At 70.0% G+C, this 10,485-nt stretch carries 11 protein-coding genes; 8 read left to right on the top strand and 3 right to left on the bottom strand.

The window, feature by feature from the left end; all coding sequences use genetic code 11:
• Positions 1-13: 13 nt before the first annotated feature.
• Positions 14-115 carry a hypothetical protein gene (locus QYS60_RS23905; protein ID WP_371384461.1) on the top strand — a complete coding sequence of 34 codons (102 nt, stop codon included), beginning with the start codon at positions 14-16 and terminating at the stop codon, positions 113-115.
• A 53-nt stretch (positions 116-168) separates the two neighbouring features.
• Here the strand turns inward: QYS60_RS23905 and QYS60_RS23900 are convergent, their stop codons facing one another.
• The gene (locus QYS60_RS23900; RefSeq protein ID WP_371384460.1) at positions 169-1,686 is read right to left on the bottom strand and encodes a class I adenylate-forming enzyme family protein; all 1,518 of its coding nucleotides are present in this window, start codon (positions 1,684-1,686) and stop codon (positions 169-171) included.
• A 166-nt stretch (positions 1,687-1,852) separates the two neighbouring features.
• On the opposite strand from QYS60_RS23900, the gene QYS60_RS23895 reads away from it, so the two are divergent.
• Positions 1,853-3,220: an MFS transporter gene (locus QYS60_RS23895; protein WP_003935065.1), complete on the top strand. Its 1,368-nt coding sequence runs from the start codon at positions 1,853-1,855 to the stop codon at positions 3,218-3,220.
• A 66-nt stretch (positions 3,221-3,286) separates the two neighbouring features.
• Here QYS60_RS23895 and QYS60_RS23890 read toward each other — a convergent pair whose 3' ends face one another.
• The gene (locus tag QYS60_RS23890) at positions 3,287-3,763 is read right to left on the bottom strand and encodes a MaoC family dehydratase (protein ID WP_371384459.1); all 477 of its coding nucleotides are present in this window, start codon (positions 3,761-3,763) and stop codon (positions 3,287-3,289) included.
• 169 nt (positions 3,764-3,932) lie between these two features.
• Here QYS60_RS23890 and QYS60_RS23885 point away from each other — a divergent pair, with 169 nt between their 5' ends.
• The 3 genes from QYS60_RS23885 to QYS60_RS23875 are packed head-to-tail and all read left to right on the top strand — an operon-like array spanning position 3,933 to position 7,006.
• Positions 3,933-5,183: an acyl-CoA dehydrogenase family protein gene (locus QYS60_RS23885; protein ID WP_371384458.1), complete on the top strand. Its 1,251-nt coding sequence runs from the start codon at positions 3,933-3,935 to the stop codon at positions 5,181-5,183.
• Positions 5,184-5,185: 2 nt separating this feature from the next.
• The gene (locus tag QYS60_RS23880; protein ID WP_054373439.1) at positions 5,186-5,983 is read left to right on the top strand and encodes an SDR family oxidoreductase; all 798 of its coding nucleotides are present in this window, start codon (positions 5,186-5,188) and stop codon (positions 5,981-5,983) included.
• Between the two features lie 39 nt (positions 5,984-6,022).
• Positions 6,023-7,006: an NADPH:quinone oxidoreductase family protein gene (locus tag QYS60_RS23875; RefSeq protein WP_289379915.1), complete on the top strand. Its 984-nt coding sequence runs from the start codon at positions 6,023-6,025 to the stop codon at positions 7,004-7,006.
• Positions 7,007-7,025: 19 nt separating this feature from the next.
• Here QYS60_RS23875 and QYS60_RS23870 read toward each other — a convergent pair whose 3' ends face one another.
• A complete protein-coding gene (locus QYS60_RS23870; protein ID WP_289379914.1) occupies positions 7,026-7,613 on the bottom strand; it encodes an LGFP repeat-containing protein in 588 nt (195 codons plus the stop codon).
• A gap of 256 nt (positions 7,614-7,869) precedes the next feature.
• On the opposite strand from QYS60_RS23870, the gene QYS60_RS23865 reads away from it, so the two are divergent.
• From QYS60_RS23865 to QYS60_RS23855, 3 genes are read left to right on the top strand one after another with little or no spacing between them, the layout of a single operon-like run.
• A complete protein-coding gene (locus QYS60_RS23865; RefSeq protein WP_371384457.1) occupies positions 7,870-9,483 on the top strand; it encodes a serine hydrolase in 1,614 nt (537 codons plus the stop codon).
• The gene (locus QYS60_RS23860) at positions 9,480-9,905 is read left to right on the top strand and encodes a limonene-1,2-epoxide hydrolase family protein (protein WP_371384456.1); all 426 of its coding nucleotides are present in this window, start codon (positions 9,480-9,482) and stop codon (positions 9,903-9,905) included. Before QYS60_RS23865 ends, QYS60_RS23860 begins: the two co-directional genes overlap by 4 nt.
• Positions 9,906-9,957: 52 nt before the next feature.
• Positions 9,958-10,368 carry a carboxymuconolactone decarboxylase family protein gene (locus tag QYS60_RS23855; RefSeq protein WP_371384455.1) on the top strand — a complete coding sequence of 137 codons (411 nt, stop codon included), beginning with the start codon at positions 9,958-9,960 and terminating at the stop codon, positions 10,366-10,368.
• Positions 10,369-10,485 lie beyond the last annotated feature (117 nt).

Raw genomic sequence — 10,485 nt, 5'->3', positions numbered from 1 at the left:
CCTGCACAACGACGTGCTGCCCGCGCTGCGGGAGGCCGGGGTGAGCGAGGCGGACATCGATCGGATGCTGATCGACAACCCGCGCGAGATCTTCGAACGTCGCGATACGTACTGAGCCCGGCGCGCCGTCCGTGGCCGGGCACGGCACCCGGCCAGGGACGGCACCGGTCACACCGCTGGCTCGGAGCGGCGAACGACGAACCGGGACAACTCGTCCCGGTCGATGGCCCGCTTGAGGATCTTCCCGGACGCTCCCTTCGGAAGGGCGTCCACGAAGCGGACGATGCGAGGCGCCTTGTAGGCGGACAACCGTTCCCGGCACCAGCGCACGACGTCCTCGGCGTCGGCGCCGGCGCCGTCGCGCAGCACGACCACCGCGGCGATCTCCTCGCCGTAGTGACGGTCCGGCACGCCCACCACGGCCGCCTCGACCACGTCCGGATGCTCGTAGAGCACCTCCTCGACCTCGCTGGGATACACGTTGTAGCCGCCCCGGATGACGAGGTCCTTGACCCGGTCGACGATGCGCAACCGGCCCTGCTCGTCGAACTCCCCGAGATCGCCGGTGCGGAACCAGCCCTCGTCGTCGAGCACGGCCGCGGTGTCGGCCGGTCGCTGCCAGTACCCGGCCATGACGACGGGTCCGCGGACGAACACCTCGCCCACCTCGCCGGGGCCGCACGCGGCGCCGTCCGGCCCGTAGACCTCGACCTCGATGTCCGGGGCCGCGGTGCCGCTGTACCCGATGCGTGCCGGGACGTCCCCCCACGAGAAGGTCGCCATGGCCGTGGTCTCGGTCAGGCCGTAGCCCTCCCGGATGGTGCAGCCGAAGCGGTGCTCGAAGTCGCGGGCCACTTCCCCCGGAAGCGACGCACCCCCGGACACCGCCAGTCGGAGTCCCTCGAAATCTGCTGGCCCGTATGGCGATTCGGCATGCAGCATTGCGTTCCACATGGTCGGCACCCCGCACACCACCGTCAGCCGGTCCCGGACGACGAGGTCGAGCATCGCCGCCGGATCGAACGGGGACAGCAGGGACAGGGAGGCCCCGGCGGTGAAGGCCGACATCATCACCGAGGCCTGGCCGAAGATGTGGAACAGCGGCAGTCCGGTCCCGACTCGATCCTCGGGTCCCGATCCGGACAATCTGCACGAAATGCGACCTGCCGACAGCAGATTCGAGACGGTGAGCTGAGCCCCCTTCGGGCGGCCAGTGGTGCCCGACGTGTACAGCACCGCCGCGATGTCACCGTCGGCACGGTCGACGGGGTCGACGGGCCCCTCCTCGACCGCCGCGCCCGGCTCCAGCGACAGCCACGGCACACCGAGGCTGTTCGCGGCCTCGGTCACCGAGCCGGAGGCGGCATGCCAGGCGATCGCGAGCACGGCCCGCGAGTCCTCGAGCGCGTAGCGCAGTTCGGCTGCGGTGGACATGGTGTTCACCGGCACCACCACGGCACCGACCGCTTGAATACCGAGGTAGGCCACCACGAACTCGGGTACGGACGGGGCGAGCAGGAGTACCCGGTCGCCGGCGGCGACGCCGCGACTGCGGAGCAGCGCGCCGTAGCGCAACGCGTCGTCGCGCAGCCGGCGATAGCTTCGCTGCCCGTCCCGCGTGCGCAGGGCGATGCGTTCCGGCGCCGCGTCCGCGTGGGCGAGGACGGGGTCGAGAACACTGGCCATGAGTGGTTTCCCTTCGTCGAGAGACATATTGGGGGGAGGCCGGCTCGTGATTGACATCACATGACCGATGCCCCAGACTAGCACCACAGCCTGAACCCGAATTCATGTTTGAGTGCTGTTTCTCGGCCCGTCCGACCGGAGGAATTGATCTGTGACATCGCCATCCGTGAGTCCGACCGGCATCACGACCGCCGGCACGTCGCACCACACGCGCGCCCATCGTAAGCTGCTCGCCGCCGGGCTCATCGGCAGCTCGATCGAGTGGTACGACTTTTTTCTGTACGGCACCGCCGCGGCGCTGGTGTTCCCGCACGTGTTCTTCCCCGACAGCTCGCCCCTGATGGGAACGCTGTTGTCCTTCAGCACCTTCTGGGCCGGGTTCGTCGCCCGGCCCATCGGCGGACTCGTGGCCGGGCACTTCGGTGACCGCTACGGCCGCAAACCCGTCGTCGTGGTCTGCCTGCTGCTCATGGGCCTGGCGACGTTCCTGATCGGCTGCCTGCCCTCCGCCGCCGCCATCGGCGTTCTCGCCCCGATCCTGCTGGTGACGCTCCGTTTCCTGCAGGGCATCGCCTGTGGCGGGCAGTGGGGTGGAATCGTCCTGCTGCTCACCGAGTCCGCCGATCCCAAACGTCGAGGATTCGCCGGCACGTTCGGGCAGATGGGTGTGCCCTGCGGCGTCATCCTGGGCAACGTCGCGTTCCTCACGGCGACGGCCGCGATGTCGAACGAGGTGTTCCTCGACTGGGGCTGGCGGATCCCGTTCCTCGCCAGTGCCGCGCTGTTCCCCGTCGTCCTCTACATCCAGACCAAGGTGGAGGACACCCCCGAATTCCGGGAACTGCAGGCCGAAGTCGCGGCCAAGCGGCCCGAACAGCAGGTCGTCCAGGCCCCGCTCGCCGAGGCGATCCGCACCCACTGGCGCAAGATCCTGCTGGGCTGCGGACTGCTCGCCGCGACGAACTCGCTGTTCTACATCAGCATCGCCGGTGTCCTGAGCTACGGCACGACCGAACTCGGCATGAACCGCAATTCGATCCTGGCCATCTCGCTGGCCAGCTCCCTGGTGGGTCTCGGGTTCATCCTGTGGTCGGGGTGGATCTCGGACCGTGTCGGACGCCGGCCGATGATCATGATCGGGGCCGCGGCACTCGTGCTGTGGGCATTCCCCTACTTCTGGCTCGTCAATACCGCGAACCTCGCTCTGTTCGCGGTGGCCGTCACGGTCGGCTCGATCTTCCAGTCCATGACCTACGGCCCGCTGGCGGCGTACCTGGGCGAGCTCTTCGAGCCGAACGTCCGGCTCTCCGGCGCGTCGCTCGCCTACCAGCTCGCCGCCGTCACCGTCAGCGGTGGCACGCCGTTCATCATGACCGCCCTGATCGCCAACACCGGCACGACGACCCTGGTCTCGGTGTTCGTGGCCCTCATGGGCACCCTCACGTTGTTCTCGGCGTGGATGCTGAAGGAGACGAACCCCGCGGCGGTACGCCGCGACCCGAAGGCCGTCCCAGGCATCGCCCACGCACGGTAACCGAACGGGTGCTGCCGGCCTCCACGATCGCTCGTGGAGGCCGGCAGCATCTGTGCCGGACTCCGCTCAGGCGACGACGCGGGCGAGCGATTCGGCCACCGCGACCGGCTTCTCCTGCCCCTCCCGCTCGAACGTCTGCAGCGTCCGGATCTGGATGCCGCCACCGGCGGCCTCTGCCCCGAGCACCTGCATGCGCATCCGGATCCGGGAACCGACCGGCAGCGGCGAGACGAAGCGCACCTTGTCGTAGCCGTAGTTGAGCCCGTGGGCGAACCCGTCGAAGCTCATGAGCTTGTAGGACAGGCCCGGCCCCAGCGAGAGCACGAGCAGACCGTGCGCGATCGTCGTCCCCAGCGGACTCGTCGCGGCGCGTTCGGGATCGACATGGATCCACTGGTGGTCGTCGGTGACCTCGGCGAAGGCGTTGACGAGCTCCTGGGTCACGGTCACCCAGTCCGTCGGTCCGATGTCCCGTCCCACCAGGTCCTGGAGGTCGTCGAGGCCCGCGGGTCGTACGGGCAGAGTGCTGATGTCGTCGGTCATGGATGCTTCCTCTCCGCGCGGCCGGAGCGACTCGCGCCGAATCAAAACTTGAAGTTGAAACCGCGTTCAACTATACAGAGAAGGAGACGTCCGTCACCATCCTGTTCGCGACGCACCTCGACGACGGGCGATCCCCAGCCCTGCCCCTCCCCTTCCGCCAGGAGTGACCATGTCGGTCTACGAAATGTCCGAGCGCACCGTGCAGTACCGCGACACCCTCCTCGCCTTCATGGACGAGCACGTCTACCCCGCCGAGGCCGTGTACGAGGAGCAGATGCGCGCCTCCGGGGACCCGCACTTCCAGCCCCCGATCCTCGAGGAACTCAAGGCCGAGGCCCGCCGGCGCGGCCTGTGGAACCTCTTCCACCCCCACCCCGACTGGGGTCCGGGCCTGACCAACCTCGAGTACGCGCCCCTCGCCGAGATCATGGGCCGCAGCCACATCGCCTCCGAGGCGTGCAACTGCAACGCGCCCGACACGGGCAACATGGAGGTGCTCACCCTCTTCGGGACCGACGAGCACAAGGAGAAGTACCTGCGCCCGCTGCTCGACGGCACGATGGCCTCGGCGTTCGCGATGACCGAACCCGCCGTCGCCAGCTCCGACGCCACCAACATCGAGCTGTCCATGGTCCGGGACGGCGACGAGTACGTCCTCAACGGACGAAAGTGGTTCGCCTCCAATGCGATGCACAAGAACTGCAAGGTACTCATCGTCATGGGCAAGACCGACCCCACGGCGGCCCCGCACCGCCAGCAGTCGATGATGGTGGTACCCATCGACGCTCCCGGAGTGACCGTCGTGCGCAACCTCCCGGTCTTCGGTTACGCCGACCGCGAGGGCCACGCCGAGATCACCTTCGAGAACGTACGGGTGCCGGGCAAGGACGTGCTCGCCGGTGAGGGCGAGGGCTTCGCGATCAGCCAGGCCCGTCTCGGCCCCGGCCGCATCCACCACTGTATGCGCGCCATCGGCATGGCCGAGCGGGCCCTCGAACTGCTGTGCCGGCGCGCATCGAGCCGGGTCACGTTCGGTCAGCCCGTCAGCGAGCGCGCCAACGTCCAGGACTGGATCGCCGAGGCCCGGATCGAGATCGAGATGACCCGGCTGCTCACCCTCAAGGCCGCCCACCTGATGGACACCGTCGGCAACAAGCAGGCCCGGATGGAGATCGCCGCGATCAAGGTCGCCGCCCCGGCGATGGCGCTGAAGATCATCGACCGCGCCATCCAGGTGCACGGCGGCGGAGGCGTCACCGACGACTTCCCGCTCGCGATGATGTACGCGCACATGCGCACCCTGCGCCTGGCCGACGGCCCCGACGAGGTGCACAAGCGTTCCATCGCCGTCGCCGAACTGCGCAAGTACCGCCCCGCTCCCGCCGCCACGCTCAACGGCCACAAGGTGACGGTGGGCTGACGATGACCGGACTCGATCTGACCGGCCGCACCGCGATCGTCACCGGCGCCTCCCGCGGAATCGGGCTGGCCGTCGCCCGGGACCTCGCGGCGGCCGGAGCGAACGTGGTGCTCACCTCCCGCAAGCAGGACGCAGCCGACGCCGCGGCCGCCCAGCTCACCGCGGCCGGAGTGCGCGGCACGGCACTGGGCGTCGGCGCCCATGCGGTCGACGAGGACGCAGCCCGGCGGTGCGTCGACCTCACCGTCGAGCGGTTCGGTCGCCTGGACATCCTGGTCAACAATGCCGGCACCAACCCCGCGTTCGGTCCGGTGCTCGCCCAGGACCACGCACGCTTCGCCAAGACCTTCGACGTCAACCTGTGGGGTCCGGTGCTGTGGACCTCACTGGCCGTGCAGGCGTGGATGGGCGAGCACGGAGGGGCGGTGGTCAACACCGCCTCCATCGGCGGGATGGCGCCCGAGGCGAACATCGGCCTGTACAACGCCTCGAAGGCGGCACTGATCCACCTCACCCGCCAGCTCGCCCTGGAGCTCGCGCCGCGGGTGCGGGTGAACGCCGTCGCCCCGGGGGTCGTGCGCACCCGTCTCGCCGAAGCCCTCTGGAAGGACCACGAGGACCGGCTCGAGGCGGCACTGCCGCTCGGCAGGATCGGCGAGCCGGCCGACATCGCCTCGGCGGTGGCCTTCCTCGCCTCCGACGCCGCGAGCTGGATCACCGGCGAGACCCTCGTCGTCGACGGCGGCGCGATGCTCGGCACCGCCGCCGCAGCGGAGGCCGGCGTCGCCGTCGCCCCGTGAGCGCACCCCGCACACCGAACTCGATGGAAAGGTAATCTCATGAAGGCCTGGCGAATTCACGAAGTCGGCGAGCCCAAGGAAGCGCTGCAGCTCCTCGACGTCCCCGATCCGGAGGCGGGCGCCGGACGGCTCGTGGTGCGCGTCGCCGCGGCGCCGGCGAACTTCCCCGACGTGCTGCTGTGCCGAGGGCAGTACCAGATGAAGCCGGAACTGCCCTTCACCCCCGGCGTCGAACTGGCCGGCACAGTCGTCGCGGTCGGCGAGGGCGTCAGCCGCTTCGGTGTCGGCGACCGGATCGTCGGCAATCCCGAGTTCCCCTTCGGGGCATTCGCCGAACTCGCCGTGGTCCCGGAGGAGGACGCCTACCGCGCCCCGGGCTCTCTCGACGACGCCGAGGCGTCGGCGTTGTCGATCGGCTACCAGACGTCGTGGTTCGCCCTGCATCGGCGCACTCAGCTGCGGGCCGGGGAGACCCTGCTCGTGCACGCTGCGGCCGGCGGCGTCGGCAGCGCCGCAGTACAGCTCGGCAAGGCAGCCGGCGCCACCGTGATCGGTGTCGTGGGCGGCGCCGAGAAGGCGGACTACTGCCGGGCTCTCGGCGCCGACATCGTCGTCGACCGGCACCGCGAAGACTTCGTCGAGGTCGTCAAGGACGTCACCGCAGGTCGCGGTGCGGACGTGATCTACGACCCCGTCGGCGGCGACTCCTACACCCGCTCCACCAAGTGCATCGCGTTCGAGGGCCGCATCCTGGTGATCGGGTTCGCCGGAGGCACCATTCCGCAACCGGCGCTGAACCACGCACTCATCAAGAACTACTCGATCATCGGCCTGCACTGGGGCCTGTACCGGCAGTACAACCGGGCCGCGATCGAGGCCTGCCACGAGGAACTGTGCCGCCTCGCCGACGACGGCGCCATCCGGCCGCTGATCAGCGAACGGCTCGCCCTCGACGACGTCGCCGACGGTGTGGCCCGTCTCGGGGACGGGCACACCGTGGGCCGGCTCGTCTTCCAGCCGTGACGGGCCGCGTCCGGACGGGCTACTTCGGGATCACCTGCGTCGCGCCGTCGACGTAGGTGATGGTGCCCATCTCGAACTCGCTCTCGAGCCCGTTCGGGATGGGCCGCTCGTCGCTGATCGGGAATCCGAGTTCGCCACCCGCACCGCCCTGGGCCTCCCAGGCGGTGCGGATCTCGCCCCACACCACGTGCGCGTCGGTGTCGGGGCTCCAGGCGATGATGCCACCCTCGAACTCCGCGACGTAGCCGTCGCCGACGTCCTCCTGATCCGCGGTCGGTGCCCCCAGCGGACTGTCGGCACCGCCGATCTCGTTGTACTTCGCCAGAATCGGCCCGCTGATGGTGTACTCGCCGCCGCCCGCACCCGGCAGCGTCGTCGTCTCCTCGACGGAGGCGCCCGGTTCCGTGTTCTCGGTCCCGGTCGTGCCCTCGACCGCAGACTCCGCGGCGGACGTCGCGCGCTCGACTGCCGACTCCGCAGCACTGGTGACACTGGCCACGGCGTCCTCGGCGCCGGTGCCGTCGTCGCTGCTGCAGCCGGCCAGGACCAGTCCCGCGGCAGCGACGGCCGCGGCCACGGTGGCGGTGCGACGGGCTCTTCTGTTCATGACGTCCTCCTCGGAGATCGGGCACCGGTGTCTCGACGCTAGCGAGTGACCCCGGGCCCCGGGCGGTTTCCGTCCGGGGCCTGCCCACGGCCCCGTGCCGCACCGGTGCGTCCACGCTGGTCGTCGCGGTGGCTCCGGCCCCGGGCTCGGACGTCACGGTTGCACAACGATCGTCGTAGCGGGACCCGCGGCTTCGAGAGTCTTCCGCACGCTGAGCCGGTGGGCTTACCATGCGACGGACGAGAAAGGCCGTGACATGCGCGCACCCCGTCGTCGCCGGCTCGGCGCCGCCCTTGCTCTCGTGGCGACCCTGTCGGCCGCCTGCGTCTCGGTCGACACCGCCGATTCCCCGCCGTCCTCGCCGCCGCCCTCGCCGGGCGCCCAGTCCCTCTCTCCCCCGCAGGTCGCCGGCATCGACATCCCGGACGGACAGGTCGACGACGCCGTCGCCCGCCTCGACGAACTCGCCCGGGAGCTGATGGACCGGACCGGCATCCCCGGGATGGCCGTGGCGGTCGTGCACCGCGGTGAGATCGTGTACGCGGAGGGGTTCGGTGTGCGCGAGGCCGGCCGCGACGGCGCGGTGGACGCCGACACCGTCTTCCAGCTGGCGTCGATGTCCAAGCCGCTCGGCGCCACCGTCGTCGCTCACCAGGTCGGCGAAGGCGTGATCGGCTGGGACACTCCGGTGGTCGAACGCCTGCCGGGATTCGCGCTCGCGGACCCGTATGTGACGAGCCGGGTGACCGTGGGTGATCTCTACGCCCATCGTTCCGGACTTCCCGACCACGCCGGCGACGAGCTCGAGGACCTCGGTTTCGACCGCGAGCAGGTGTTCGACCGGTTCCGCCTACTGCCGCTCGGGCCGTTCCGTGATTCGTACGAGTACACCAACTTCGGGCTCACGGCCGCGGCACAGGCGGTCGCCGACGCGTCCGGCGCCGAGTGGGCGGAACTGTCGCAGCGGGTGCTGTACGAGCCTCTCGGAATGACATCCACCAGTTCACGATTCGAGGACTTCCAGAACCGGCCCAACCGGGCCGTCGGCCATCAGCTCGTCGACGGCGCGTACGTCGCGCGCGCGGTTCGCGATCCCGACGCGCAGTCCCCGGCCGGCGGAGTGAGCGCCTCGGTCACCGATGTCGCGCGGTGGCTGACGATGCTGCTCGGCGACGGCGAGTACCAGGGCCGGCGCATCGTCGACTCGGACGCCCTGCTCCCGGCGGTGTCCCCGCAGGCCGTGTCGAGCCCACCGGGTACCGTCGACAGCCGGGCGGGGTTCTACGGGTACGGGTTCAACGTGGGCACGAGTCCCGCCGGGCGCGTGATGCTGAGTCACTCCGGGGCGTTCGCGCTGGGCGCCGCGACCGCGTTCACCGCGATCCCGTCGGCGGACGTTGCGATCGTCGCGCTCACCAACGCCGCCCCGATCGGCGTGCCGGAAACCCTCGCCGCCGAGTTCACCGATCTCGTGCAGTTCGGGGAGATCCGGGAGGACTGGATCGACCTGTACGAGCAGCGCTTCGCCACGTTCGACGACCCGAAGGGCTCGCTCGTCGGGCGCACCGCCCCGACGAACCCCACCCCGGCCCGTCCACTCGGGCAGTACACCGGCGACTACACCAGCGAGTACTACGGTCCCGCGCGGATCGACGAACGCGAGGGCACCCTGGTGCTCACCATCGGTCCCGCCCGACAGACCTACCGGCTCGACCACTGGGACGGCGACGTGTTCACCTTCCCGGTCGAGGGCGGGGAGAACGCTCCGGACGGGACGATCTCCACCGCCACCTTCACCCCGGAGAGCGTCACGTTCGAGTACTGGAACGAGAACGGCCTGGGAACCTTCACCCGAACAGGAGCATCATGACCGAATCCGAGATCACCGCGGACGCGAAGTCCGTCGCCGTCGTCCGCGAATTCCTCGACGCGATGGTGGCCGAGGACGTGGAACGAGCCACCGCCCTCCTCGACCCGGACATCGCCTGGCACAACACGTCGCTGCCGACCGTGCGGGGCGTGCCCCGGGTGCGGCGCATCCTCGAGGGCCTGCGCCGGCCGTCGCTGGGCTTCGACGTCGTCGTCCACCACATCGCCGCGACCGGAGACGTGGTGCTCACCGAGCGCACCGACGTCCTGCGCTTCGGCCCGGTGTCCGTCCGCTTCTGGGTGTGCGGCACCTTCGAGCTGCGCGACGGGAAGATCACGGTGTGGGACGACCACTACAACGTCGGCACACTCGTCGGCGCCGCGGGTGCGGGGATGCTCCGAGCGGTGCTGCGCCGGTCGTAGAATCGCCCCGGCCGCCGAACCGTTCGACGGCGACGACGCAGGGAGCACGACGATGACCGACGCCGACCGGACGCCCGCGTTCGAGGCCGGAGTTCGGGTCCGCAGCGAGGTGATGGGCGCCGACTTCGTCGAGCGAGCCTTCGACCGCGCCCGCGGCACCGACGCCGAGGAGCTGCAGGAGTTCGTCACCGAGCACGTGTGGGGCTCGGTGTGGACCCGCCCGGGACTCGACCGTCGCAGCCGCAGCCTGCTCAACCTCGGCATGCTGATCGCGCTGCGCGCGGAGAACGAACTGCGCGGGCACGTGCGCGGCGCCCTGCGGAACGGATTGACCCGCACCGAGATCGTCGAGGCGGTCATCCACGCGGGCGCCTACTGCGGCGCCCCAGCCGGCCTGGCCGCGATGCGCGTCGTCCAGGAAGTCCTCGAGACCGAGCTCGGTCCGCGCTCCGAGCAGGACTGACCCCGCCCGCCGCGGTGGCGGTACGAATGGCGCTGGGGTGGTGGTGACCGAATGTCACATCGCGTCGATGTCGGCTGACTCAGGTGGTCCATGCGACACGCTCCCTGACCAGGGGAG

The organism is Rhodococcus sp. GXMU-t2271 (genome assembly GCF_041414735.1).
Classification (GTDB): Bacteria; Actinomycetota; Actinomycetes; order Mycobacteriales; family Mycobacteriaceae; genus Rhodococcus; species Rhodococcus indonesiensis.
The sequence above is the reverse complement of the archived record's forward strand: the minus strand, read 5'-3'. Positions and strand labels throughout refer to the sequence as shown.